Source organism: Leuconostoc palmae (assembly GCF_019656075.1).
Classification (GTDB): Bacteria; Bacillota; Bacilli; order Lactobacillales; family Lactobacillaceae; genus Leuconostoc; species Leuconostoc palmae.
In genome coordinates this window covers 124,287-149,126 of record NZ_BPKZ01000001.1, presented here as the reverse complement: position 1 = coordinate 149,126, position 24,840 = coordinate 124,287, and the positions used below count along the sequence as shown (strand labels likewise).

Annotated in this window: 27 protein-coding genes; 24 read left to right on the top strand and 3 right to left on the bottom strand. The window is 36.6% G+C overall.

Going from position 1 to position 24,840, the window contains the following annotated elements; translation table 11 throughout:
• The first annotated feature begins 67 nt into the window (after positions 1-67).
• From K5Q12_RS00740 to K5Q12_RS00725, 4 genes are all read left to right on the top strand, one after another.
• Positions 68-1,666, top strand: a complete 1,599-nt coding sequence (locus tag K5Q12_RS00740; RefSeq protein ID WP_220741855.1) for a peptide ABC transporter substrate-binding protein — start codon at positions 68-70, stop codon at positions 1,664-1,666.
• 18 nt (positions 1,667-1,684) lie between these two features.
• Positions 1,685-2,398 carry a gamma-glutamyl-gamma-aminobutyrate hydrolase family protein gene (locus K5Q12_RS00735; RefSeq protein ID WP_220741854.1) on the top strand — a complete coding sequence of 238 codons (714 nt, stop codon included), beginning with the start codon at positions 1,685-1,687 and terminating at the stop codon, positions 2,396-2,398.
• A gap of 127 nt (positions 2,399-2,525) precedes the next feature.
• A complete protein-coding gene (gene kimA, locus K5Q12_RS00730; protein WP_220741853.1) occupies positions 2,526-4,370 on the top strand; it encodes a potassium transporter KimA in 1,845 nt (614 codons plus the stop codon).
• Between the two features lie 20 nt (positions 4,371-4,390).
• Positions 4,391-4,558, top strand: a complete 168-nt coding sequence (locus tag K5Q12_RS00725; RefSeq protein ID WP_220741852.1) for a hypothetical protein — start codon at positions 4,391-4,393, stop codon at positions 4,556-4,558.
• 35 nt (positions 4,559-4,593) lie between these two features.
• Here the strand turns inward: K5Q12_RS00725 and K5Q12_RS00720 are convergent, their stop codons facing one another.
• The gene (locus K5Q12_RS00720) at positions 4,594-5,325 is read right to left on the bottom strand and encodes a type 1 glutamine amidotransferase (RefSeq protein WP_220741851.1); all 732 of its coding nucleotides are present in this window, start codon (positions 5,323-5,325) and stop codon (positions 4,594-4,596) included.
• The gene (locus K5Q12_RS00715) at positions 5,325-6,683 is read right to left on the bottom strand and encodes a Mur ligase family protein (protein ID WP_220741850.1); all 1,359 of its coding nucleotides are present in this window, start codon (positions 6,681-6,683) and stop codon (positions 5,325-5,327) included. Before K5Q12_RS00715 ends, K5Q12_RS00720 begins: the two co-directional genes overlap by 1 nt.
• 235 nt (positions 6,684-6,918) lie before the next feature.
• Here K5Q12_RS00715 and K5Q12_RS00710 point away from each other — a divergent pair, with 235 nt between their 5' ends.
• The 16 genes from K5Q12_RS00710 to K5Q12_RS00635 all read left to right on the top strand — a co-directional run bounded on the left by K5Q12_RS00710 (position 6,919) and on the right by K5Q12_RS00635 (position 20,409).
• Complete coding sequence (locus tag K5Q12_RS00710; protein WP_220741849.1) at positions 6,919-7,527, top strand: thymidine kinase; 609 nt, start codon at positions 6,919-6,921, stop codon at positions 7,525-7,527.
• 62 nt (positions 7,528-7,589) lie between these two features.
• The gene (gene prfA / locus K5Q12_RS00705; protein WP_220741848.1) at positions 7,590-8,663 is read left to right on the top strand and encodes a peptide chain release factor 1; all 1,074 of its coding nucleotides are present in this window, start codon (positions 7,590-7,592) and stop codon (positions 8,661-8,663) included.
• Positions 8,664-8,665: 2 nt separating this feature from the next.
• Positions 8,666-9,628: a peptide chain release factor N(5)-glutamine methyltransferase gene (prmC, locus tag K5Q12_RS00700; protein ID WP_220741847.1), complete on the top strand. Its 963-nt coding sequence runs from the start codon at positions 8,666-8,668 to the stop codon at positions 9,626-9,628.
• Positions 9,629-9,657: 29 nt separating this feature from the next.
• A complete protein-coding gene (locus tag K5Q12_RS00695) occupies positions 9,658-10,665 on the top strand; it encodes an L-threonylcarbamoyladenylate synthase (RefSeq protein ID WP_220741846.1) in 1,008 nt (335 codons plus the stop codon).
• A 212-nt stretch (positions 10,666-10,877) separates the two neighbouring features.
• Positions 10,878-11,147, top strand: a complete 270-nt coding sequence (locus tag K5Q12_RS00690) for a phosphocarrier protein HPr (RefSeq protein WP_220741845.1) — start codon at positions 10,878-10,880, stop codon at positions 11,145-11,147.
• A gap of 2 nt (positions 11,148-11,149) precedes the next feature.
• On the top strand, positions 11,150-12,865 hold the full coding sequence (ptsP, locus tag K5Q12_RS00685) for a phosphoenolpyruvate--protein phosphotransferase (RefSeq protein WP_220741844.1): 1,716 nt from the start codon (positions 11,150-11,152) through the stop codon (positions 12,863-12,865).
• Positions 12,866-12,971: 106 nt separating this feature from the next.
• Positions 12,972-13,457 carry an RNA polymerase sigma factor gene (locus K5Q12_RS00680; RefSeq protein ID WP_004899084.1) on the top strand — a complete coding sequence of 162 codons (486 nt, stop codon included), beginning with the start codon at positions 12,972-12,974 and terminating at the stop codon, positions 13,455-13,457.
• On the top strand, positions 13,447-14,475 hold the full coding sequence (locus tag K5Q12_RS00675; protein ID WP_220741843.1) for an anti sigma factor C-terminal domain-containing protein: 1,029 nt from the start codon (positions 13,447-13,449) through the stop codon (positions 14,473-14,475). Before K5Q12_RS00680 ends, K5Q12_RS00675 begins: the two co-directional genes overlap by 11 nt.
• An 80-nt stretch (positions 14,476-14,555) precedes the next feature.
• On the top strand, positions 14,556-15,278 hold the full coding sequence (tsaB, locus tag K5Q12_RS00670; protein WP_220741842.1) for a tRNA (adenosine(37)-N6)-threonylcarbamoyltransferase complex dimerization subunit type 1 TsaB: 723 nt from the start codon (positions 14,556-14,558) through the stop codon (positions 15,276-15,278).
• Positions 15,250-15,792, top strand: a complete 543-nt coding sequence (gene rimI, locus K5Q12_RS00665; RefSeq protein ID WP_220741841.1) for a ribosomal protein S18-alanine N-acetyltransferase — start codon at positions 15,250-15,252, stop codon at positions 15,790-15,792. The genes tsaB and rimI (K5Q12_RS00665) overlap by 29 nt, the downstream gene beginning before the upstream one ends.
• Positions 15,782-16,198 carry a ribosomal protein S18-alanine N-acetyltransferase gene (gene rimI, locus K5Q12_RS00660; protein ID WP_220741840.1) on the top strand — a complete coding sequence of 139 codons (417 nt, stop codon included), beginning with the start codon at positions 15,782-15,784 and terminating at the stop codon, positions 16,196-16,198. The genes rimI (K5Q12_RS00665) and rimI (K5Q12_RS00660) overlap by 11 nt, the downstream gene beginning before the upstream one ends.
• Positions 16,199-16,231: 33 nt before the next feature.
• Positions 16,232-17,248 (top strand): tRNA (adenosine(37)-N6)-threonylcarbamoyltransferase complex transferase subunit TsaD, encoded by a 1,017-nt coding sequence (tsaD, locus tag K5Q12_RS00655; protein WP_220741839.1) that lies wholly within the window; start codon positions 16,232-16,234, stop codon positions 17,246-17,248.
• Between the two features lie 153 nt (positions 17,249-17,401).
• Positions 17,402-18,052: a redox-sensing transcriptional repressor Rex gene (locus K5Q12_RS00650; protein ID WP_220741838.1), complete on the top strand. Its 651-nt coding sequence runs from the start codon at positions 17,402-17,404 to the stop codon at positions 18,050-18,052.
• A gap of 3 nt (positions 18,053-18,055) precedes the next feature.
• Positions 18,056-19,093, top strand: a complete 1,038-nt coding sequence (locus K5Q12_RS00645; protein ID WP_220741837.1) for a lipid II:glycine glycyltransferase FemX — start codon at positions 18,056-18,058, stop codon at positions 19,091-19,093.
• A gap of 78 nt (positions 19,094-19,171) precedes the next feature.
• The gene (locus K5Q12_RS00640) at positions 19,172-19,591 is read left to right on the top strand and encodes a GtrA family protein (protein WP_220741836.1); all 420 of its coding nucleotides are present in this window, start codon (positions 19,172-19,174) and stop codon (positions 19,589-19,591) included.
• On the top strand, positions 19,591-20,409 hold the full coding sequence (locus K5Q12_RS00635; RefSeq protein ID WP_220741835.1) for an HAD-IIB family hydrolase: 819 nt from the start codon (positions 19,591-19,593) through the stop codon (positions 20,407-20,409). Before K5Q12_RS00640 ends, K5Q12_RS00635 begins: the two co-directional genes overlap by 1 nt.
• 13 nt (positions 20,410-20,422) lie before the next feature.
• On the opposite strand, the gene K5Q12_RS00630 is transcribed toward K5Q12_RS00635, so the two are convergent.
• A complete protein-coding gene (locus tag K5Q12_RS00630; RefSeq protein WP_220741834.1) occupies positions 20,423-20,911 on the bottom strand; it encodes an FUSC family protein in 489 nt (162 codons plus the stop codon).
• A gap of 113 nt (positions 20,912-21,024) precedes the next feature.
• Between K5Q12_RS00630 and K5Q12_RS00625 the strand changes: the two genes are divergently transcribed.
• The 4 genes from K5Q12_RS00625 (at position 21,025) to K5Q12_RS00610 (ending at position 24,829) form a co-directional block, all read left to right on the top strand.
• The gene (locus K5Q12_RS00625) at positions 21,025-21,762 is read left to right on the top strand and encodes a nitroreductase family protein (protein WP_220741833.1); all 738 of its coding nucleotides are present in this window, start codon (positions 21,025-21,027) and stop codon (positions 21,760-21,762) included.
• Positions 21,763-21,856: 94 nt separating this feature from the next.
• The gene (locus K5Q12_RS00620; protein WP_220741832.1) at positions 21,857-22,837 is read left to right on the top strand and encodes a type I phosphomannose isomerase catalytic subunit; all 981 of its coding nucleotides are present in this window, start codon (positions 21,857-21,859) and stop codon (positions 22,835-22,837) included.
• A 202-nt stretch (positions 22,838-23,039) separates the two neighbouring features.
• Entirely contained in the window at positions 23,040-23,987 is a 948-nt protein-coding gene (locus K5Q12_RS00615) for a mannose/fructose/sorbose PTS transporter subunit IIA (protein ID WP_220741831.1), read from the top strand.
• Positions 23,988-24,019: 32 nt separating this feature from the next.
• Positions 24,020-24,829, top strand: coding sequence for a PTS mannose/fructose/sorbose transporter subunit IIC (locus K5Q12_RS00610; RefSeq protein WP_220741830.1), 810 nt, complete (start codon positions 24,020-24,022; stop codon positions 24,827-24,829).
• Positions 24,830-24,840 lie beyond the last annotated feature (11 nt).

The following is a 24,840-nucleotide window of genomic DNA, read 5'->3' as shown; positions in this document are numbered from 1 at the left end:
TCGGGTTATACTTAATCAATACTTTGAAAAAATAAGTTAAATAAACGATGGAGTTGGTATCTAAAACATGAAGAAAAAACCATTGATTACTATCTCTGTGGTGTTGTTAGTTGTTTTGGGGAGTTACACACTACTCAATCAAAAATCTAAAACAAGCAAAGATCAATTAAGCGTGACAGTTCAGAATCCTATTACTACTTTAGATCCTAACTTTGCTGATGATATTGGTTCTAATTGGGCTGAAACACAGACACTTGAAGGTTTATATACACTGAGTGACAAAGGTCAAGTAATACCTGGCATGGCTCAATCGATTGTAAAACCAACAAATGATAATAAAGTCTATACTATTAAATTAAAAGATAATCAAAAGTGGTCTGATGGGTCGGCTGTTACGGCGCAAGATTTTGTTGATTCTGCAAAAAGACAAGTCAATCCTAGTTCTAAATCAACACGTGCCAATCATTTTAAAGATTTAGCTAATTATGATGAGATTAGAAAAAACAGTAGCGACATCGATAATTTGGGTATCAAAGCAATTGACAATAAAACAATTGAAATCACTTTATCGCACCCTGTACCTTACTTTAATTTTATTTTAGCTAACCAGTTATATCCTATCAACTCAGCTAAAGTGAAGCAGTACGGCAAGAAATATGGACAAACTGATCAGACAACTATGTCTAACGGGGCATATATGATTAAAAAGTGGAACCAGTCAGCTACATCTTGGGAATTTGTCAAAAATCCTTATTATGCCGGAGCTAATCAGGTTCATTACCAAACAATTAAGAGCACCGTTGTTAAAGATGCCACGCTTGCAAGTAAGCAATATATTGCTGGACAAGTAGATGAGGCCGAAATCTCTGGTAGTGTCATCGGTGATTTGAAAAAGAAAAATATTTCAGGCATGCAATCCAAACCCAAGGGTCGAATGGTGTTTATTGTTTGGCAATCACAAGACAAAATTACAAGTAATACTAATTTTAAACGCGCCATTAGTTATGCTATTGATCGTCAGGTTCTAGCAAATCAAACCTTAGGGGATGGCTCTGTGGCTGCTAAATCTATTGTGCCAAGTAACGAAGTGACAATCGATGGGCAAGATTTTAATAAAAATTTGGATCTACCATTTGACAAAGACAAAGCAACTTCGTATTTGAAACAAGCACAAAAAGAATTAAACCAAAAAAAGATTAGTATTACGTTGAATATTGCAGATACAGATGGTTATAATTTGTTGGGTACTTACTTAAAACATCGAATTGAGACTGTATTGCCAGATGTCACAATCAACTTAAATAAAATGCCTTTAAATGCCGAAATAGCCGCATTTAATTCAAGAAATTTTCAAGCTGGGACGTTAAGCTGGTCTACTGATTACAACGATCCAATTGACTTTTTAGATATGGCATATTCTAATGGTGCGATTAATTTTACAAAATGGCATAATGAAAAATATGACAACTTAATTGAGCAAATTAATCAACAAGGGGAAGCAAACGATAGCCGTTACCAATTACAACAAGAAGCGGCTAAACTAAACAATGATTTGAATGGTGTTACACCACTTTATCAGATGTCAAATGTTCATTTACTTAAAAGCACGGTGAAAAATTTAAATTATCCACTTATTGGTTATCAAAACTATAAATATGCAAAATAACAGATTGAGGTATCATTCATGAAAAAAATAGGTATTTCTAGTAATCATGTCGTACATGCGAACCCTAGATTTGGGACAAATTATGTTAACTATGTTCAAAAAAATTATATTGCGGGAATTACGGGGGCAGGGGCATTACCGATGGTATTACCTTTAGGGAAACCGGAATTAGCTGAAGCATACATTGATAGTGTTGATGCGTTACTATTACCTGGTGGTCAGGATGTTTCACCAGATTATTATGGTGAAGATCCTATACCACAGATTGGTGAAATTGATCGTCAACGCGATTTATTTGAGTTGGCTTTATTGAAAGAAGCTATTCGTGCTGGTAAACCGGTATTTGGTATTTGTCGTGGGGCACAAGTTATTAACGTGGCTATGGGCGGCACGCTGTATCAAGATTTACCAACTCAATATCCAAAGTTAACAGTTAAACATGATCAGTATCCGACTAAGTGGTCAACACCTACACATCGTGTATCATGGGAAAGATCTAATTGGTTAGATGACGCTGTTTCTCCTGAAGCGCTAATTAACTCATTTCATCATCAAGCAATTAAAGATTTAGCGGATGGTTTAGTGGTTGATGCTAAAAGTTTTGATGGTGTAATTGAAGCTTTTTCAAATGATGATAAAAAAATATATGGTATACAATGGCATCCAGAAATGTTATTGATGACCAATCCGGAAGCTCAGAAAATATTTGATGCATTCGTCAATAAAATTTAATGTTTTTTGTTACAAAGCCGTCATAAATGATGGCTTTTTTTAAGCTGTGAAATGGCGTACAATGTGATGAGTAATATACAAAAAGGTTTGAGCATAGCTGTTTTTATTTTATGCTTGGGAGAAGAATATGTTTCAATATATCAAGAAGATTTTGATTGGTAAACCACTGAAAACACTCGATGAGGGTGGCCAATCGTTGTCTAAAAAGAAAGCTTTAGCGTTACTTTCTTCAGATGCGCTGTCGTCAGTGGCGTATGGTACAGAATCGATCACAACGACATTGTTAGCTGCGGGAGCAGTTGCATTGTGGTTGCAATTGCCAATTGCCATATTAGTGCTTATTCTGTTGGCAGCGATTGTGTTGAGTTATCGCCAAATTATTCATGCTTATCCTTCTGGTGGTGGGGCTTATGCCGTTGCCAGTGAAAATTGGGGTGCCAAAGCTGGTTTGGTTGCAGGTGGCTCTTTATTGGTTGACTATATGTTAACAGTTGCTGTTTCAGCATCAGCAGCAGCAGATGCCATCACTGCCGCTGTACCATTTTTACAGGCATATGTTGTGCCACTTTCCGTGATTGTCGTTGTACTATTAACAGGTATGAATTTACGAGGATTACGTGAAAGTGCTAATTTTCTGATGTTCCCGGTCTATTTTTTTATCGGGGCATTAGGCATTATGATCTTGTGGGGGATTTACCAAGCGATAACAGGCCAATTGCCGTATCATGCCGCTGCTAAAATCGGAACCAGTTTTTCAGGGTTGTCGTTTGTGCTATTCATGAGAGCTTTTTCCAGTGGTTCGTCTTCCTTAACTGGTGTTGAGGCAATTTCAAATGCTGTACCGAATTTTAAGGAACCCAAGGAAAAACATGCTGCGACGACACTAACAATGATGGCTATTGTATTAGCGATGTTTTTTGGTGGCATTACTTTCTTAAGTTATTGGTATGGTATAACACCAAATGCGCATTCAACAGTCTTATCACAAATTGCGGCAACCACGTTCGGTGGTCATGGAGTTGGCTTTTATGTTATTCAATTGGCAACAGCTTTGATATTGGCTGTTGCAGCAAATACAGGTTTTTCTGCTTTTCCAATGCTAGCACTTAATTTAGCCAAAGATAAATATCTTCCTCACCTATATATGGATAAGGGAGATCGTTTGGGCTATTCAAATGGTATTTTGTCACTAGCATTTGGTGCGATTATATTATTAATGATTTTTCATGGCTCAACTGATGCTTTAATTCCTCTATATGCCGTTGGTGTTTTTGTACCATTTACTTTGTCGCAATCGGGCATGATTATTCATTGGTGGCGTAAGAGGCCAGCACGTTGGGTATTTAAGGCAATGATTAATTTTGTTGGTGCCGCCATTTCGGCTATTCTGGTGCTTACTCTATTTGCCACTAGAATTGAACATGTTTGGCCTTATTTATTAATTATGCCGATTGTATTATTCTTATTTCTAAAAGTTAAAAATCATTATATTAGTATTGCGCGTCAATTAAGATTAGAATCAGTGAAAAACGATCGCGCTGTCAGACATCGATATGATGGATCAACAGTTATTGTTTTAGTATCAAATGTGACTAAAGTGACGACAGAAGCTGTTGATTATGCATTATCTATTGGTGATTACGTTATTGCCATGCACGTCAGCTTTGATGTTAATCCAAAAAAAGAGTTAAAAATATCGAACGCGTTTAAAGCGGATTTTCCTGATGTACGTTATGTAGATATTCATTCCTCATATCGATCAATTATTAAACCAGCAATTGGCTTTGTTGATGCAGTTGTTAAGCAAGCTGGGAAAAGGAATCACTCAGTCACGGTCTTATTACCACAATTTGTGCCTAAAAAACCTTGGCAAAATATATTGCATAATCAAAATTCATTACGCTTAAGAACAGCTTTTGCTGCACGAACTGATATTTCAATTTCAACGTACTATTATCATTTGTCTGAGTAAATTCAATTAAGGAGTAAACAATGTCATTTGAAACTAAATTAACTTTATTTTTTGTCTGGGTTGTTATTGCGATGACTATTTCTACGGTTGGCTTAATTATGATTATGCGTTGGTATCATCGCGAAATTAACAAAGTTAAGCAACAGAAGATAGATAATTACAATTCGACTCATAAACAACATAAATAAAAAAGCACATCAACACAATTGTGTTGATGTGCTTTTTAAAATGATTCTGTTTCAATAGCTTCTAGTTGACTATGCCAGTCGATACCTGGATACTTACGTTCCAGACTAGTTACTAGTAAACGCTTTGCTAAATTACCATTACGAGTGAATATAGGACCATGGAAATATGAGCCATAAACATTTTTATAAATGACGCCTTCGGTTTTGTCCATACCATTATTACCATTTCCTGAAATAACAGTACCTAGTGCTCGTTCATCTTTACCTAAAAAAGTACGTCCTTGATGATTTTCGAATCCATGATATTCTTCATGAGTGTCATTATTTTTAATCACAATGTTACCTGTCAAGCGTTGTCCTTTAAGAACAGTAAGATTATCTTGATACATATTGGTTGTATAATGATCCATCACGCTGATACCATCAACTTTTGAGCCATCAGCCATTTCAATGTAGTGACCTAATAATTGAAAACCACCACAAATAGCTAATAACGGCCCATTATTTTCAATATAGTCTTTAATATCATCAACTTTATATTTCAAATCTTCTGCAACAATTGATTCTTCATAATCTTGTCCACCGCCAAAGAGAGCAAAATCAAAGGCTTCAGCGTCAAATTTATCATCTAATGAAACTAAGTGATATTCAGTTTGGACACCAATTTTTTTTGCGTAATAATTGAATGCGATAAAATTACCGTAATCGCCATAGGTATTCATTAAATCACCGTAAAGGTGTGCAAAAGAAAGTGTATATGTTGACATTAAAAACCTCCCTTGATAAAGCCAGCACTTCCTAATTGTTGGCGAAGTTGTAACATAGCAGTATAAGTAGCAGCAACATAAACTTTTTCAGTTGGCATTGCTTTGATTGCTTGGACAACTGTTGCTAAATCCTTATAGGTAGCTTGGTCTTCAAAACCAGCCATTTTCAAACGAACACTGATATCTTTATGACGTTCACCACCAGTGGCTACTGCTTTAATGTTAGTATCATGTAGCTTTTCAAATTCAGCATCCCAAATCCAACTGGTATCAATACCATCGGCATAATTTGCATTGAGTAATATTAATAATGAAAATTCATGGTCTTCAGTTAACATCATATCAATGACAGAATTTGTGCCAACAGGGTTTTTAATCAGAACAATTGTGACATCTTTACCATCAACATGGATAGCTTCTTGTCTGCCAAAAATTTGTGCATTTGATTCAAACGCTGTTTTAATTTGTTCTGGTGACACATCGAATTCTCGCCCAACAGAAAATGCGGTTAGTGCGTTATATATATTATATAAACCACCAATTTCAATTCGTAATGGTGTGCCATCGATTGCAAATGTTGAGTAGTTTGGTGTTAATTTATCAATACTCGTAACTTGGTATCGTAAATTTGGTCTGGCAAAATCATCTGAATTACTGAAATATTTTCCCAGATTAGCGTAAGTAATAAAATCGTAGTTTAATACAGTATGGTCTGTTGGTGACAATATACCGTCAGTGTTAATCGGTGCAGGACCAGGAGTATAATTTTCAGGTGAGATATGATTAAATCCAAAATAGCGTCTTTCGTTTGGGAAATCCCCTCTGGTAAATAGGGGAGAATCGCCATTAGCTAGTACAACTGCTTCAGGTGCATGCTTGATACCAGCAATAATTTTGTCATAAGTTGTGTATATTTCCCCATAACGATCTAATTGATCACGAAAAATATTTGTTAAAACAAACATTTTAGGTTTAATTGCATGGGTTATTTTTTCAACGTTAGCTTCGTCAACTTCTAATACAGCAATTGGCTTTTTTCCATTAGAGGATGGTTTAATTTTACGTGTGACTAATGTGCCGGTAACACCTTGAATCATGTTTGAACCAGAATGATTTGTAATCACTTCATAACCACCAGCTTGCAAAACACGTGTTATCAGAGCAGTTGTTAAGGTTTTGCCATTTGTACCAGTAACAATGACCAAGTCAAAATCTTGCTGAATTGACTTTAAGATATTTGGATCAATGGCTACAGCCAATTTACCAGGTAGGCTTGTACCACCACGGTGCATGACGTCATGCAAGAACCAATGAGCGCTTTTGGCTGTGGCACGTGCAACTATACTTCTAAGTGTCATAAGTTTCCCCACTTTCATAATTATCATTTTACCACGACAAAGGTATGTTTTGGGTAGATTCACGAGGATAGTTATCTTTGAAATGGCAAATAAGATGACTAAAAATAGGCATAAGACGATTTGATAATTAATTATTTGACACTGTTTGCTATAATAGTAAACAGTGACAATTATTAGTAATATGTTAAATATATTGAAAGGTTATGTATTGTACTTTTTAAATACATAAATGATTATGGCACAATTATTCTTTGAATACGGCGCGATGAATTCCGGAAAGTCTATTGAAATACTTAAAGTAGCCCATAACTATGAATCGCAAGGACGTCATATCTTATTGATGACACCAATACTAGATACGCGGGCTGGTGTTGGTATTGTGGCTAGCCGAATTGGTTTATCGCGGCAGGCCATGGTCATAAAAAAAGAAGATGATTTATATCTGTTAGTCAAAAAAAGTCAACAAAATGATGATTTAGCAGTGATATTAGTTGACGAGGCACAATTTCTGAGTGCAAAACAAGTCGATCAGTTAGCCTATGTCGTTGATGAATTGAATATTCCCGTCATGACTTTTGGATTGAAACAAGATGCTTTTAACCAGTTATTTGAAGGCTCAAAGAGACTGATCGAATTGGCTGATAAACTTGAAGAGATGAAAACCATCTGTTCATTCTGTGGTAAAAAAGCGACAACGCAATTACGCATTGTGAATGGAGAACCTCAGCGTCAAGGTGTGCAAGTGTTTATTGGTGGTGACGAGGCCTATATTCCAACATGCAGACATCATTGGTTTAAACCAGATATACAAAAACTGGCGGTGATGTTTCCAAAACAACATTAACGACGAAAATGAATTAGAAACAAGTCTATTTTATAAAAACTATTTAACATTGGAGAAATAACATGGACCCCATATTTGAGTCTTTACAAACAGTTGTTGATCGTTATGATGAACTCAACGAACAACTAGCTGATCCGGAAATTGCCAGCGATGGTCAAAAATATATGACCTTATCAAAAGAGGCTGGTGAGATGCGTGAAACAGTAGAAACGTATACTCGTTATCAACAGGTCATACAAGATATAACAGATGCTGAAGATTTACTGGATGATCCCGAGATGGCACCTTTGGCTAAAGAAGATTTAAATGAATTAAAGCCTGAAAAGGAAACACTCGAATCTGAGTTAAAAATTTTGATGTTACCTAAAGATCCAAATGATGACAAGAATATTATTATGGAAATTCGTGGTGCTGCTGGAGGAGATGAGTCATCGTTATTTGCTGCTGATTTATTAGATATGTATCGTCGTTATGCTGAAAAACAGCGTTGGGTACTTAGCATTATTGATGAATCTTTAACAGAAGTTGGTGGTTATAAAGAAGTTGCTGTTATGATTACTGGTGACAATGTGTATTCAAAGTTAAAGTTTGAATCTGGTGCGCACCGTGTACAACGTGTACCTTCTACTGAAACACAAGGGCGCGTACATACATCTACTGCTACTGTAGGTGTGATGCCTGAATTTGAAGAAATAGATTTTGAGCTAGCTGAATCAGATTTGGAAGAAGAATTTTTCCGTTCTGGTGGTGCTGGTGGTCAAAACGTCAATAAGGTTTCAACAGCAGTACGTCTAATTCACAAACCAACAGGTATCATGGTTAAAATGCAAGAAGAAAGAACACAAATTAAAAACCGAGAAAAAGCGCGTAAATTGTTAGCGAGCCGTGTCTACGATTTTTATGCTCAACAAAACGAAGCAGAATATGCTGAAAAGCGTAAGTCCGCTGTTGGGACAGGTGATCGATCTGAGCGTATCAGAACTTATAATTATCCTCAAAACCGTGTAACTGATCATCGTATTGGTTTAACATTGAATAAACTTGATCGTATTATGAACGGTGAATTAGGAGAAGTTATTGATGCATTAGTCATTGCCGACCAAACTGCCAAACTAGCTGATCTTAATAATGTGTAACTATGGTAGAAAAAAATTTTAAAACGCCTCATCAATTTGAAGTGATATCTCGCCAACCTTCTAATAATAAACAACACATAAAAACTTCTAAGACAAACAAAATTAAAATTTCACTTTTGGAATCCAAAAAATGGGCAATTAATGAGTTAACGGCTGCCGGCATTGATCGAGATGAGGCTACAGATAATATTGATTTCCTTTTGACCGGTGCTTTGAACATTAATTATGGATATTTACGTGCAAATATGTCACGAATGATGCCAGATGACTTAGTGGAAAAGTGGCCGAAATGGATTGCACAATTGACACAACAACAACCGCCACAATATATTTTAGGGCAAGCACCTTTTTATGGTAGAGAGTATCTTGTAGATGAACGGGTTCTCATACCAAGACCAGAAACAGAACAATTAGTTGAATGGATTCTTAAAGATGCTAGCAGTAAAACCGGGAATACAGTTTCTGTACTAGATATTGGGACGGGATCTGGAGCAATTATTGAGACGTTAATGTTAGAAAATCCTCGTGTGAGAGGGTTTGCAGTTGATATTTCTGCTGATGCGTTATCTGTTGCAGAAGCAAATGCGCAAAGATTGGGAGTTAAGCAATTACGGTTTATACAAAGTGATGTGTATTCTGGGTTATCTAATTTGAAGTTTGATTTGATTGTTAGTAATCCGCCCTACATTTCAGAACATGATCAACATGAGATGGATAGTAGTGTGATAAAATATGAGCCGCACCAAGCATTATTTGCAGAAGAGGATGGTTTAGCCATCTATAGAAGAATCGCTTCAGGATTATCAAACCATTTAACTGAACACGGACGTGCCTATTTTGAAATAGGTTATAAACAAGGAAAACAAGTTAAAAAAATTATGGAAACATATTTACCAAAAGCTGATATTACCTTGAAACAAGACTTTGCTGGGCTGGATCGTATGATTCGTGTCATTAATAAATGAGTAAAACTTTTGCAGGAGAGTAAATTAAGATGAAAACAGAGCGTATAGACGGTGATAATATACATTTGGCCAGTCAGTTAATTAAATCAGGAGAAGTGGTAGCTTTTCCGACTGAAACGGTATATGGTTTAGGCGCTGATGCTACAAACGAAGAAGCAGTTAGCAAGGTTTTTATTGCCAAAGGGAGACCTGCTGATAATCCTTTGATTATGACAATTGCAGACATTGATCAACTTGAAGATTTTGTTGTAGTAACTGATGCTGCTTTGAGCTTAATGAAGGTATTTTGGCCAGGATCATTGACTATTATTCTACCAATTAAAACTGGTCAAGTCTCTATGATGGTGACAGGGGGGTTGCAAACAGCTGCTTTCAGGCTGCCAGCAAATGATGTGACGCGTGAAATGATTAGGCAATCTGGCGTGCCGATTGTTGGACCAAGTGCTAACACATCTGGAAAGCCCTCTCCCACAACGGCACAACATGTTTGGCACGATATGCAGGGTAAGATAGCTGCAATTATTGATGATGGGCCAACACAGGTGGGTGTCGAATCAACAGTAATTGATATGACTAATGACACACCAACAATATTGAGACCAGGCGCAGTGACACAACAGCAATTAGAAGAAGTACTTGGTACTAAAGTTATTGATGCAACTAGTACTACTTCAGTTGCTGATAATGTTATACCAAAAGCCCCTGGTATGAAATATAGACACTATGCCCCAGACAAACAAGTTATCATGTTTGATTCATTAGATGCTTTGTCATTAAAAGAAGTGATTACATCTCATGATGCAGTTATGGCACAGGATAGTACCTTAAAAAAATTGGCTTTATCCATCCAGCAAACGTGGTCGTTGGGCTGCACGACAATGAGTGCAACAGAACAACTCTTTGCTGGTTTACGTTTTTACGATGATGAACCTGATATTCAAACAATCTATGTTGAAAAAATGCCGGCTATTGGATTAGGAAAAGCATTTAATAATCGGTTAGGGAAAGCATCAGGAAACCATGAATTTTTAAATTAATGTTAAAACAACTTTAGGGTTGTTTTTTTGTTTACAGAAAATAAACATATTATATATGTAAACGTTTACATATAAAACCCTGATACAACAACGTTTTTAACTGTTTAGCCTGTCATACCAACGATTTAGCTAACATTTTACTTGATATTTTGTAAGCGCTTTGATACACTATTAGCAGAAGCTGATTCACAGCTAAAAAGGAGAAAATAATCATGGCACAATCAAAAGATTTTCATATCATAGCAGAAACAGGAATACACGCACGTCCAGCAACACTACTAGTGCAAGCTGCTTCAAAGTTTACTTCAGATGTTACATTATCTTACCAAGGTAAGGATGTTAACTTGAAGTCAATCATGGGTGTGATGTCACTTGGTGTTGGCCAAGGTGCCGATGTTACAATCAAGACTGATGGTGCTGATGAAGAAGATGCAATGGAAGCTATTTCTACTGCAATGGAAGCAGAAGGACTAGCTGAATAATTATGACTAAAAACTTCAAAGGAATCGCGGCAAGTAACGGTGTAGCAATTGCTAAGGCTTACTTATTAGTTGATCCAGATTTATCTTTTACAAAGACTGAAATTAATGATGTAGCAGCTGAACAAGCTCGTGTCGATGATGCTTTGAAGGCTTCTAGTGCTGATGTTGAACTTATCAAAACCAAAGCAGAACAAAACTTAGGTGCTGAAGAGGCGCAAGTTTTCGAGGCACATTTGATGGTACTCTCAGATCCAGAAATGTCTGCTGCGTTTAAACAAAAAATTGCTGACGATAAGGTTAATGCTGAAGAAGCTGTTAAAGAAGTAACGAACATGTATATCGATATGTTTGAGGCTATGACGGATAATGCTTACATGCAAGAGCGTGCAGCTGATATTCGTGATGTAACCAAACGTATTTTGTCTCATTTGTTAAACGTTTCTCTACCTAATCCAGCGCTAATTAACGAGCAAGTTATCCTAGTGTCTAAAGACTTAACACCTTCAGATACGGCACAACTTGATCGTGAATTTGTTAAAGGTATTTTAACTGATTTGGGTGGGCGTACAGCCCATGCCTCAATTATGGCACGCACTTTAGAAATTCCAGCTGTCGTTGGATGTGATGTAGCTACGGCAGAAGTGTCAGATGGTATCACTGTGATTGTTGACGGCTTTACGGGTGAAGTCATTGTTGATCCTGATGATGCAACGCTGGCGTCTTATCAGAAGAAAGCAGAAGACTACTTAGCACAACGTGCTGAATGGGCATTGTTGAAAGATCAGCAATCAGTTAGTGCCGATGGCAAAGAGTTCGTTGTAGGTGCTAACATTGGGTCACCAAAAGATATGCCCGCAGTGCTGGAAAATGGTTCTGAGGGTGTTGGTTTATACCGTACAGAATTTTTGTATATGGAATCAGATCATTTACCTACAGAAGATGAGCAATTTGAAGCTTATAAAGCTGTCATTGAAAAGATGGATGGTAAGCCCGTTACAGTTCGTACAATGGACATTGGTGGTGATAAGCACTTAAGTTATTGGAAGTTACCTGAAGAAGAGAATCCTTTCTTAGGTTATCGAGCAATTCGCATTTCTCTTGATCAAACTGATATCTTCCGTACACAATTGAGAGCATTGTTACGTGCATCTGCTTATGGTAATCTATGGATTATGTTCCCAATGATTGCGACGTTGGCAGAATTCCGTGATGCTAAGAAAATTTATTTAGAAGAACGTGCTAATCTTGAAAAAGATGGCGTAACTATGGGTGATGTGAAGTTGGGAATTATGATTGAGATCCCAGCTGCAGCAATGCTGGCTGACAAGTTTGCTAAGGAACTTGATTTCTTCTCAATTGGCACAAACGATTTGATTGGTTATACAATGGCTGCAGATCGTGGTAATGATAAGGTTGCTTATCTGTACCAACCTTATAACCCTTCAATTTTACGCTTAATCAATAATGTGATTGATGCCGCTCATAAAGAAGGCAAGTTCGTCGCTATGTGTGGCGAAATGGCGGGTGATCCTATTGCTGTACCGCTATTGGTTGGTATGGGATTGGACGAATTCTCAATGAGTGCCCCTTCTGTTTTGCAGACACGTTCATTAATGAAAAAGTTAAATACAGCTGACATGAAATTATTGGCTGAAAAGGCTTTGGATGCTGAAACAAATGATGAAGTAATTGCGTTAGTTGAAGCAGCAACAAAATAAATAGTTAAAATTTTTTTAAATGCAAGTATGACTCATATTGAGAAATACTTGTTTTTTTGTAACCATTTTGTTTTTGATTCGTTATATCTATAGAAAGGCGGGGGAGATGAAAATAGATTACTATGAACAGCTTTTACTTGACATAGCACATGAGCTCACCGGTTTTTTGATTAATCATCGGATTCAAAGACAAGATGCAGAAGACATTATACAAGATGTCTTTGTCAGGTTGATTCAAGCCGACATCATGTTACCGCCTGAGAAATTAAGACCGTGGCTATATCGTGTTGCTTTATCACGTTTTTACGATTTATATCGTCGGCAAAAAAAGTATCGCGATATTTTACTAGCACAGTATGCACAATATTCTGAAATTGCGCCAAGCATGACTAAAAATGAGCTTTTGCAACAGGCACTAGACAAGTTAGATGACTACCAAAAATCGTTGATATTACTTTATTATGACAGTCGCCACAGTATTCGTGATATTGCCACAATATATAATGCGAGTGATTCAAAAATAAAAGTTGATTTATATCGCACAAGACAGCAACTGAGGCAGACAATAGAAAGGGCACAAAATGAACGATAACCAAAATTTTGAGCGAATAATCAAAAAAGAAAAGCGTAAAAAACTACTCATAACAGCAGTTATTTCAAGCATCGTTACAGTAACTATTGGTTTTGTTGCGGTTATGGCAACAACCATTATTTTAGGGAAACAGATGGACGTTCAAGCTGAAAAGCAGATTAATCAATTTAATATTGATGATCTTATATATTCACCAAATATTAGGTCAACATCGCAACATTATAGGCTTACGGCAATGACGCGTGCAACATTATCTAGTGATCGTCAAAAGAATATTGATGGTTATCGCGTTGCTTATCCTGAAAAAAAAGTGATACTCAATCTGCGTGGACCAGAGAGTAGCAGTGAAACATCCTCTAATATCTATAAGAATGATACCATCAAAAACATTAACATTATGGCAGCAAACCCTAAAACAGGGCAAAAAGAACCGATATTTTTCAATCGGGCCTACCCAAATTGGTATGGTAGCCAAAAGAACAAAGACAAGTTGATGTCACCAATTACACCGACACATGAAGCGAAAACCCTACAAGTATTACCCAACACACTAGGCGAAGTGGCTATCACGTTTGATAAGCGATACAGATATGAAGATATTTTAAAGATGATGCCACACAATATTATGATCAACTATTATTGGCTTGGTTTCCATTCTGCTGCACTTGATACGTCAAGTCATGTTGGTTGTTATGTTGGTTTGAATGCAAAGGATGACGGCAGCGGGAAATTGAACGATCAATTTGCTGGGCTACATGATAAAACGAAATATAATGATTATCAAGGTCTGAAGAAGGCTTTAAAAAGTCAAATTAACAGAAAAAATGTTGATCATATTGATATTGCTAAAGATGCGGAAAAGCAACTTGCACCATCGCTTAAAACGGCTGAATTTGCTGGGGTTATCGTCACTGGACGTACAGAAAATCTTGCGAAGTTAGACCAATTACCTTATACTTATGCAAGTAATGTCGGTATAACCACACCTATCATGCCATACCAGTCGCCAATTAAATAAATGGTGATCGTATTTGTTTGAAATCAGCATAACAGTTAAAGACCGTCGTTTGGCGGTTTTTTTGTGGTAGAATATAGATTATGAAGATTTTAGCATTTGATACAAGTAACCAGCCTTTAACAGTAAGTTTGGCGGAAGATAATCAAGTTTTACGTGTGTTTTCGACTAATGAAGCGCGTAATCATTCAATTCAATTGTTGCCAGCCATTAAGTCTGTACTTGATGAGCAAGAATGGCGATTGAAAGATATAGATCGCATTGTTGTGGCGAAAGGACCGGGATCGTTTACCGGATTACGTATAGGTGTCACAGTCGCCAAAGTCTTAGCCGATACATTAAAATGTGAAGTGGTCGGGCTATCCAGTTTAGCTATTCTTGCCAGTCAGGTCCAAAGTGATGACTTAATAGTTCCTTTGTTTAATGCTCGAAATAATAATGTTTTTTCAGGTGTTTATTATCAACAAAAAAATCTATTACCTGATGCTCACCAACCAATAAATAATTTATTTGATTGGCTGAAAGCACAAGAAAAATCAATTGTTTTTTTGGGTGATACGGATGTCTTTGAATCATTGATTGAAGAAACCTTTGAGCATAATGCAAAAATCATCTCACCTGCCGATAGTCTACCTGACGGACACAGCATTGTAACACTGGGATTAGGCGCAACCCCATCACGTTCTGTTGCAGAATTTAATCCAGATTATCTACGCCGTACACAAGCTGAACTTAATTGGCTAGCAGCCCATCCCGGTGAGGACAAGCCTGAAAATTATGTTTTTGAAGTTCAATCGAAAAAATAAAATTATATTAACATTACCGAAATTTAAAACGTGTGCTGTTGATGTCAATGGGTACACTTTTTTGTTACGCCGTGCATCTATTGAGGATATTAACACATTAGTTAATATTGAAGAAGCTGTATATGCTGGGAAAGCACCATGGCAATTGAGAGATTTTTTAAGCGAACTTTCTCGGCCACAGGTACGTTTATATTTAGTTGTAGAAAGGCATAAACAAGTTATCGGATTTGTTGGCGCTGCGTTTGATAGAGATTTGTTAGATATACATATTACTAATATTGCTGTTGTGCCAATATGGCAAAGTATGGGGTTAGGTAAAATGCTAATTGAGTCAATTGAGAAATTTTCAGTTAACCTTGAAATTAAAACGTTGACGCTTGAAGCGCGTGCTTCAAATCATCGCGCTATTTCTTTGTATGATAGATTAGGATTTAAGCAGGCTGGTATAAAAAAAGGTTATTATCTTGGAGACCACGAAGATGCTGTTTCAATGGTAAAAAAAATTGACAATTAGACAAGCGACAATTGAAGATAGTTTGAGTATTTTTGAAGTGGCTGATGCGGCTTTTAGTCCCTCTCCTTGGCCAATTTCTGTTTTCCAGCATGAGCTAGTGAGTCCACGCAGTCAATATTTTATTGCTGGTACGAAAAATGGCTTTATTGGTATCACTAAAATTTTAGATGAAATTGAGATTGCTAGTCTGGCAGTTCATCCCAATTTTCAGTGCAAAGGTATCGCTCAAGAATTAATTTGTCATGTTCTTAAGATTCCAGGAATTAAACGTTTCTTGCTAGAAGTGGATGAGAAAAATAAAACAGCTATTGCCTTATACAAAAAAATGGGCTTTATTTCTTATTACAGGCGAGAAAAATATTATAAAAACGGACATGCTGCTATTATGATGGAAAGGGTAATGTAACTTGGTGTTCAGTTACAAAATGTGGTGTTAACTATGACAAAAATTATTGCTTTTGAATCAAGTGCTGATGAGACAAGTGTTGCTGTTGTTGAAGACGGGCATATAGTACTTAGTAATGCTGTAGCAACACAAATTAATTCTCATCAACGATTTGGAGGGATTGTCCCTGAAGTTGCAAGTCGGCATCATATTGAATGGATAACGCGTGTGTTAGATGAAGCACTGCTAACTGCAAATGTTTCTCCTGATGATCTAGATGCGGTAGCTGTTACCTATGGTCCTGGTTTAGTTGGCTCATTACTTGTCGGATTAATGGGTGCTAAGAGTTTTGCTTTGGCGCACGACTTGCCAATTATCCCGGTTAATCATTTGGCGGGTCATATTGCCGCTGCTAATTTCAATGCCCCAATTATTTATCCTGCGTTGGCATTGATGGTTTCCGGTGGGCATACTGAGCTTGTACTGATGACATCAGAAAACGATTTCGCTGTCTTAGGTGAGACCCGTGATGATGCGGCAGGTGAAAGTTTTGATAAAGTTGGTCGATTACTCAAACTACCTTATCCAGCGGGGAAGACAATTGATGAGATGGCACATAGAGGACAAGCCACTGTCAAGTTTCCAACTGCTATGGCACATGAAGACAATTATGATTTCAGTTTCTCAGGTTTGAAAAGTGCTGTCATTAATTATGTACATCATGCTGAACAAAAGGGTGAATCAATCAACCAAAACAATTTAGCTACTAGTTTTCAAAATGCTGTCGTTGATGCATTGATTGGTCGTACAAAGCGTGCATTGGAAGATTTTCCTGTAAAAAGCTTTGTTCTTGCAGGAGGGGTAGCGGCAAATAAGCAGTTACGTGATACATTAGAAATTTTACTAAAACAATTCAATGATACACAATTTATACCTGTTCCATTAGAATATACTGGTGATAATGCTGCAATGATCGGTGCAGCTGGTTATTGGAATTTTAAACAACGAATTTTTGCCGATCTTGATTTGAATACGAACCCAGGATTAGATTTCGATCTTATTAAACAATGAAAGATTGTGAATAGATCACTATCTTTTTTGTTAAGGTTTATTTTTGTGGTATAATTGCTATGCATAAGTTCACAATCTATTTTATATAGTTGTTTTAAAAAAAATATTTACTGCCAGCAGTGGCAAAATTATGATCTGAAACTGGAGAAAATCATGACTCAACAACCAAAAATTCCTCGTGCTACAGCAAAGAGATTACCTATATATTTTCGCTATCTTACTTTTTTACATGATGCGGGAACAGACCGTATTTCTTCGGCTGAATTAAGTGATGCGATTAAATTTGATGCTGCGACAATTCGTCGCGACTTTTCATATTTTGGTGCTTTGGGTAAACGAGGCTATGGTTATGATGTGAAAGCATTACTAGATTTCTTTGCTAATGTACTTGATCAAGATAGTTTAATTAACGTTGCGTTGATTGGTGCTGGAAATCTAGGACAAGCTTTGATGAATTTTAATTTTCATCAATCGTCAAATATGCGTATTTCAGCAGCATTCGATGTTGATGAATCGCGTGCAGGAACAATTTTAGCCGGTGTTCCCATATATGCAATGGAGGATCTCAAGGAGCAAATTACTGCACAACGTATTAATATTGCTATCTTAACTGTGCCTCAAACAGTTGCGCAAGACATAACAGATCAACTTGTTGAAGCTGGTGTGAAAGGTATTTTGAACTTTACGCCTTTGCGTGTCACAGTACCAAATAATGTACGTGTGCAGAATGTTGATTTGACTAATGAGTTGCAGACACTGGTTTACTTTATTGATAACTACGGTTCAATCACGACAGGGTTATAAAAAATGCCTATTTTAGATTTAAACGATGAAAAAAAAGTATTAGCTTATCAAAAGTTTGTGCGCGAAGATCCAAGAGGACAAGTTACCCAAGATCCTTTGTGGGGCGAACTAAAAAATAACTGGGGTCATGTTTATGTTTATCACGAAACCGCTGGAAAAATTGATGCTGTTTTGACGATACTAACAATAGAAGCTGTTCCTGGCAAACTACTTGGGTATGCAGGGCGTGGACCCATTGCAGATGTTAGCGACATTGATTTAATCAAATCAATGATTGATGAAGCCTTAATGGTACTACCCAAAAATGTGTTTTTGATTCGCATGGATCCAGAAGTTGCGTACAGTGATGACCTAAACAAAGCCTATCTAGAAGCAGGATTTAAAACGCGTAATCGTGACATTCAAAATATGCATGGTAATATTCAACCACGTAAAAACGTTGTTTTGTATTATGATGGCAGGGGTGAAGGCGCAAAAAGTATTAATAACGAAGAAGAGTTAATGTTGCACTTCAAGCGCGATTATCGTAATCAAATTCGGCGTGCCGCCAAAGATGGTGTAGTTGTTACTAATGGTGATAGCGAAGAAGATATTAGATCTTTCTTTGATACCTATGTTATGATGGCTGCGGCACAGGGAATAACACATCGTCCAATAAGTTACTTCTTGAACATGCAAAAAATTTGGCATGGCACAGGTCTGTTTAAAGTATTTTTAGCTCATTTTGAAAATAAAGTCATAGCTAGTGGTATAGGATTTAGTTATGGGGATGAAATTTGGTATATGTACGCTGGATCAGATAGAACCTACGCTAAGCATTATGGACCATATGCTGTACAGTGGGAAATGTTAAAATGGGGTCTATCTCTTGGAAAAGTAGAGTATGATTTTGGTGGTGTTGGTGATTTTACACCTGATGACGGACTCTATAAATTTAAGCATGGATTTGCTTATCATGACCCGCATGCTGAATACATTGGTGAATTAGACTGGGTTATTGATGATGTAGCCTATAAATCGTATATAGAACAATTTAAGTAAAACACATTGTCGCCATTGGGCGACTTTTTTAATTAATTTAGTATGTGATATAATTGAAAGGTTAAATTGGAGAATTTTATGATCACTATAAAAACGCTTTACCAGAAATATCAATCTTTTTGGTTATATATATTATTTGGTGGCTTTACAACGCTAGTTAATATTATCGTTTTTTTTGTGTTCAATACACTATTGCATACAGGGCATAATATAGCCTATGGGACAGCTTGGTTTTTATCTGTACTTTTTGCTTATTTAACGAATCGTGTTTGGGTATTTCATTCAACTCACTCAACATTTGCTGAAATTTTAAAAGAAATATGGCAGTTTTTCCTGGCGCGTGTCATAACTGGGATTATTGGTTATTTTATTTTAATTTTTGGTGTAGATTTTTTGAGACAAGATGCGAATTTGTGGAATATAATACAGAATGTTTTTGTTGTCGCATCTAATTTTGTATTGAGCAAATTAATCATTTTTAAGAAAGTAGGAAATTGATGACAATCAGAATTATTGCATCTGATATGGATGGCACATTTCTAACTGCTAATGATGACTATAGTCAACGAAGATTTGAACGTATTTTAGATAAGCTAAAAACACAAGATGCTCGATTTGTCGCCGCTTCAGGTCGACAAGTCAAAAATTTACAGGAACTTTTTGCGCCTACAATTCAAAAAGGTTATGAAATTGATTTCGTGGGTTCAAACGGAGCAATGGTTGCGACACATGAAGAGCAACTTTATTCAGTACATTTATCTCCAGCCCAATTACATAAAGTCATTGATTGGAATGCAAAAAACCCTGAATCGGCTGAGAATATCATCCTTATGACGGGAGATAAAGCAACTTATGTTTCTAATCATGCAACTGGGCCAGTGGCAGAAATGGTTTTTCAATTTTATCCAAACGTAAAACAAGTCGAAAAATTAATGGAAGTTGACGATCATATTCTGGAGATTACTTTTGTATGGCCAAATGACGAAGTTCATCAACATGTATTAGAATTAAGAGACATTTTTGGTGATGAATTACACGCAACCGGATCAGGATTTGGTTCTGTGGATGTTCTCGGTAAAGGTGTGGATAAGGCGACTGGTTTGCAAGTACTACAAGATTATTATGACGTACTTGATAGTGAAGTCATGGCTTTTGGAGATAATGGTAATGACTTAGAAATGTTGAAAAAATACGCAAATAGTTATGTTATGCCTAATGCTAATAAATTTATGTTACAAGCAATTGATAAAAAAGCTTTGAACACTAATGTGAATGATGGTGTTATGCAGACCATTGAGGATTATTTAGATTTATAAAAAAAATAAGGCTTTAAGCCTTATTTTTTGGTTCAGGAGATGCAAATCTGTTAACAGCAATGGCTACGATTACACCAATGAAAGTATCTGCGATACGATCAATGACATATAGAACGGTTGCACCAGTAGGGATACTGAGTGAAATCATAAGTAAAGCTGCCAAAGCGCCGATAACACCACTATTGAAATTGAAACCATCTAGAAAGACAATTGCAACAACCACTAGAAAAGGTAAAAAAATCATGGATACCCAAACAGCATGGTGCGTATGGGTATGGACCAGAAAGTAAATTAAAGCTAAAACACCACCAACCATATTTGAGATTAAACGAATTTTAGCAAAACTTAACGTTTTGTCCCAACTTTCTCTCAAAGCGAAAACAGATGCTAAGGCAGTGACAAAGGGTGGGCGCTTTAAAAAATAAAAAGTTGTAATGATGAGCATGACGGCTGTAGCTGTTTTTAAAGTACGTAATCCGATACGGAATCTTCCGAATTGCATAATAATCTCCTGTTTAATATTCTTATCATTTTATCATAAAAACATGTTAAAATCTATTTAATAAATAAATGGAGAAATGTTCTTGAGTAAAAATAAGGACATTTAATATCAAAATGACAAATGAAACTTTAAATGTATTAAAAAATCATAAATCAATTCGGGCATTCACTGACAAACCAGTCTCAGATGAGATGATTAATACAATTTTTGAAGCAGCGACAGCTGGCCCTAACATTAATAATTTTCAACCTGTTATCTTTATTGAAATTACAGATCAAGCATTTAAAGCAGAGGTAACTTCAATAGTAGGAATGGATTACATTGAAAAGGCAGCTAGATATTTTGTATTGGCTGTTGATTTTAATAAAGATTTAATTGGATTAGACCCAGACGTTAGAAAAGCAGCGGAAGATAAAATATCAGTGTATCCCATGTTAGAGGGGGGCATTATTTCTGCTGGTATTGCGTTAGGAAGAGCGCAAGTTGCCGCAGAATCGTTAGGTTTGGGAACTGTTACAATGGCTGGTGCTCTAGGAGCATTTGAATTATATGAGCAACGGCTTAATTTACCAAAATTTGTGAAAGCAGTTATGGGATTTTCAATAGGGTATCCTAATCAAGAACCGGGCATTAAACCCAAATTACCTTTGCCAGGTTTTGTGATGAAAGATCACTATGATCAAGAGAAACTTGAAAAAGTTGTCGCTAATTATGATAAAACCATGCAAAAATATTATGCTGATAGAGGTGTGGAAAGTTCTTGGATTAAAAATAACACCAAAATGTTTAAGCGTAATAGAGATACGACAGCACTGGAAAATTACCCTAAAGATAAGGGATTTACTATTTAAATAATTTAAAATACTTGTGAAAATTTTAGCAGGTATTTTTTTTATGTTAAAATGAAAGCGCATACAAATCTTGTTTTATTAAGGAGAAATAATCATGACAGTATTGATGTTACATCCTGAACTACACCATAAAATATGGGGTGGAACTCGTTTAGAACAATTTAATTATCATTTAGATTCCAAACATACTGGTGAAGCCTGGGTAATTGCTGCACATAAGAATGGCGTATCTACTGTGAGTAGCGGCAAATATAAAGGAAGATCATTGACCTCATTGTGGGAAGATAATCCTGAACTTTTTGGAGGGCATCATAAAAATGAAGAATTTCCACTATTGGTTAAGATATTAGATGCGAATACCAATTTATCAATTCAAGTACATCCTAATGATAAACAGTCTTCTGAAAACTTTGGAAAAACTGAAAGTTGGTATATTTTGGACGCTAATCCAGGTGCAAAATTATTTTATGGGCATCATGCTAAAACTCGTGAAATTTTGCAGCATGAAGTTGATGAAAAAGATTGGCAACACCTTTTAAGAACTATTCCTGTACAAAAAGGAGATTTTTTCTATGTTCCTTCAGGGACTTTTCATGCATTAGGAGCAGGTATTTTAGCTTTAGAAATTCAACAGAGTTCGGATACTACATATCGATTTTATGATTTTGATCGTATTGACGAAACGACACAAAAGAAACGACCGTTGCAGATTGACGAAGCGATAGCAGTAACAAAGGTACCTCATGTTGACCCAATACTGAATCAAAGAACACGCATTCAAGATAGTACAATATTGACGCGATTACTGACATCTCCCAAGTTCACAATTGATAAATTATCAGTGAGAGGATTGAGCCATTTTAATCAACATCATCAGTATGAATTGTTTAATGTCATCGATGGCGATATGGCGTTAACTGATTCTAAAGCAACTTATCAGTTAAAAAAAGGGGATAACTTTATCATGTTAAAAGATACAGGTAATTACACAATTGAAGGGGTCGGAGATATTATTGTCAGTTTCGTCACACCGGAAAGTTATAACAAGCAAGAAGTCGCTTATCTTGACAACTAATAGTGTAAGTTTTCAGGAAACAATATGTAAATTTTGTAAAAGTAGCTTGTAAGAGGGTATGAAAGCGTTTACTTAGATTCATAATAAGCGTATACTAAATGTTAGAAACAAGAAACTCACAGTTTGTTGTGAAAGCGTTTACATGATGGTTTAACTAGTATATAATCGTATAGTAAACAATTTATTGAGAAGGAGATTATCAATGGTTAATCTTATTGTTGCCAGTCATGGTGACTTTGCAGAAGGCATAATCATGTCAGGTTCAATGATTTTCGGCGAACAAGAAAATGTTGAAGTTGTCACATTTAAACCTACTGAAGGGCCAGATGACTTAGATAAGCATTATCAAGAAGCACTAGCAAAATTTGATAATGATGATGATACATTGTTCTTGGTTGACTTGTGGGGAGGCTCACCTTTCAACCGTGCAAGTTTGATTCAGCAACAGAATCCCGAGCATACAGCAATTGTTGCAGGGCTTAATTTACCTATGTTAATTGAAGCATATGGTGGACGTTTAGGTATGAATACTGCAGCAGATTTAGCAAAATATTTGGTTCCTGTAGCTAAGGATGGTGTGAAGTCGGTTCCAGAAGCAGAAGAAGTTAAAGCTGAAAAGCCAAAGACAGCCTTTAATAGCGGTCTAAAGGCGGGTCATATGAATATTAAGCTTGTTCGTTTGGATACGCGTCTATTGCATGGTCAAGTTGCAACAGCTTGGATACCAGATTCCAAAGCCAATCGTATCATTGTTGTTTCGGATGCCGTTGCTGGTGATGAATTGCGGAAGAATTTAATTCAACAAGCTGCGCCAAATGGTGTTAAGGCAAACATTGTGCCTATCAGTAAAATGATAGAAGTTTCCAAAGATGATCGATTTGGTGGGGTTGATGCCTTCTTGCTATTTGAAACAGTTCAAGATGTTTTGAGAGCTGTTGAGGGTGGGGTTCCCATTAAAACACTAAATGTGGGATCAATGGCTCACTCAGAAGGTAAGACAATGGTCAATAAAGTGCTTTCAATGAATAAAGAAGATGTTGAAGCATTTGAAAAGTTGCGTGAATTAGGTGTCGAATTTGATGTTCGTAAAGTGCCTAATGATAACAAAGCTAATTTGTTTGAATTAATCAAAAAAGCTCACATTAAATAAATTGAATGTTTATTAGGAAAGGTGTTTAAACTATGTCTATAATCTCAATGGTTTTAGTCGTAATCATTGCCTTCTTCGCAGGTATGGAAGGTATATTGGATGAATTCCAAATTCACCAACCATTGGTTTCGGCAACATTAATCGGATTAGCTACTGGCCATTTAACAGCGGGTATCATGCTGGGCGGTTCATTACAGATGATTGCTCTTGGTTGGGCAAATATCGGTGCAGCTGTGGCACCTGATATCGCTTTGGCGTCAGTTGCATCGTCAATTATTATGGTTAAGGGAGACAACTTCACGGCAACAGGTATTTCTGTTGCTGTTGCTTCAGCCATTCCATTGGCTGTTGCGGGATTGTTCTTAACGATGATTGTCAGAACAATTGCCGTTGGATTGACTCACGGTGCAGATGCTGCTGCTAAAGAAGGTAAATACAAGACAATTGAAAGATTGCACTTGTTCGGTATTATGCTTCAAGGTTTGCGTATAGCTATTCCAGCAGGATTATTAATTGCTATTCCTGCTTCAGCTGTTCAATCAGCATTGTCATCAATGCCTGAATGGTTAACTGGTGGTATGGCCATTGGTGGTGGAATGGTTGTCGCTGTAGGTTATGCGTTGGTTATTAATATGATGGCAACACGTGAAGTATGGCCATTCTTCGCCATTGGCTTTGCACTAGCTGCTATTAGCCAATTAACATTAATCGCATTAGGTGCTATCGGTGTTGCATTAGCTTTCATTTACCTTAACTTGTCAAAGATGGGTGGTAATGGTGGCAATGGTTCAAACGGTGGTGGATCAAATGATCCTGTCGGCGATATTTTGGATCAGTACTAGGAAGGAGCAAC

Excerpts from the sequence above, each read along its gene's own strand:
- K5Q12_RS00740 (WP_220741855.1), top strand. The coding sequence starts at position 68 with ATGAAGAAAAAACCATTGATTACTATCTCTGTGGTGTTGTTAGTTGTT.
- K5Q12_RS00735 (WP_220741854.1), top strand. The coding sequence starts at position 1,685 with ATGAAAAAAATAGGTATTTCTAGTAATCATGTCGTACATGCGAACCCT.
- kimA (WP_220741853.1), top strand. The coding sequence starts at position 2,526 with ATGTTTCAATATATCAAGAAGATTTTGATTGGTAAACCACTGAAAACA.
- K5Q12_RS00725 (WP_220741852.1), top strand. The coding sequence starts at position 4,391 with ATGTCATTTGAAACTAAATTAACTTTATTTTTTGTCTGGGTTGTTATT.
- K5Q12_RS00720 (WP_220741851.1), bottom strand. The coding sequence starts at position 5,325 with ATGTCAACATATACACTTTCTTTTGCACACCTTTACGGTGATTTAATG.
- K5Q12_RS00715 (WP_220741850.1), bottom strand. The coding sequence starts at position 6,683 with ATGACACTTAGAAGTATAGTTGCACGTGCCACAGCCAAAAGCGCTCAT.
- K5Q12_RS00710 (WP_220741849.1), top strand. The coding sequence starts at position 6,919 with ATGGCACAATTATTCTTTGAATACGGCGCGATGAATTCCGGAAAGTCT.
- prfA (WP_220741848.1), top strand. The coding sequence starts at position 7,590 with ATGGACCCCATATTTGAGTCTTTACAAACAGTTGTTGATCGTTATGAT.
- prmC (WP_220741847.1), top strand. The coding sequence starts at position 8,666 with ATGGTAGAAAAAAATTTTAAAACGCCTCATCAATTTGAAGTGATATCT.
- K5Q12_RS00695 (WP_220741846.1), top strand. The coding sequence starts at position 9,658 with ATGAAAACAGAGCGTATAGACGGTGATAATATACATTTGGCCAGTCAG.
- K5Q12_RS00690 (WP_220741845.1), top strand. The coding sequence starts at position 10,878 with ATGGCACAATCAAAAGATTTTCATATCATAGCAGAAACAGGAATACAC.
- ptsP (WP_220741844.1), top strand. The coding sequence starts at position 11,150 with ATGACTAAAAACTTCAAAGGAATCGCGGCAAGTAACGGTGTAGCAATT.
- K5Q12_RS00680 (WP_004899084.1), top strand. The coding sequence starts at position 12,972 with ATGAAAATAGATTACTATGAACAGCTTTTACTTGACATAGCACATGAG.
- K5Q12_RS00675 (WP_220741843.1), top strand. The coding sequence starts at position 13,447 with ATGAACGATAACCAAAATTTTGAGCGAATAATCAAAAAAGAAAAGCGT.
- tsaB (WP_220741842.1), top strand. The coding sequence starts at position 14,556 with ATGAAGATTTTAGCATTTGATACAAGTAACCAGCCTTTAACAGTAAGT.
- rimI (WP_220741841.1), top strand. The coding sequence starts at position 15,250 with ATGTTTTTGAAGTTCAATCGAAAAAATAAAATTATATTAACATTACCG.
- tsaD (WP_220741839.1), top strand. The coding sequence starts at position 16,232 with ATGACAAAAATTATTGCTTTTGAATCAAGTGCTGATGAGACAAGTGTT.
- K5Q12_RS00650 (WP_220741838.1), top strand. The coding sequence starts at position 17,402 with ATGACTCAACAACCAAAAATTCCTCGTGCTACAGCAAAGAGATTACCT.
- K5Q12_RS00645 (WP_220741837.1), top strand. The coding sequence starts at position 18,056 with ATGCCTATTTTAGATTTAAACGATGAAAAAAAAGTATTAGCTTATCAA.
- K5Q12_RS00640 (WP_220741836.1), top strand. The coding sequence starts at position 19,172 with ATGATCACTATAAAAACGCTTTACCAGAAATATCAATCTTTTTGGTTA.
- K5Q12_RS00635 (WP_220741835.1), top strand. The coding sequence starts at position 19,591 with ATGACAATCAGAATTATTGCATCTGATATGGATGGCACATTTCTAACT.
- K5Q12_RS00630 (WP_220741834.1), bottom strand. The coding sequence starts at position 20,911 with ATGCAATTCGGAAGATTCCGTATCGGATTACGTACTTTAAAAACAGCT.
- K5Q12_RS00625 (WP_220741833.1), top strand. The coding sequence starts at position 21,025 with ATGACAAATGAAACTTTAAATGTATTAAAAAATCATAAATCAATTCGG.
- K5Q12_RS00620 (WP_220741832.1), top strand. The coding sequence starts at position 21,857 with ATGACAGTATTGATGTTACATCCTGAACTACACCATAAAATATGGGGT.
- K5Q12_RS00615 (WP_220741831.1), top strand. The coding sequence starts at position 23,040 with ATGGTTAATCTTATTGTTGCCAGTCATGGTGACTTTGCAGAAGGCATA.
- K5Q12_RS00610 (WP_220741830.1), top strand. The coding sequence starts at position 24,020 with ATGTCTATAATCTCAATGGTTTTAGTCGTAATCATTGCCTTCTTCGCA.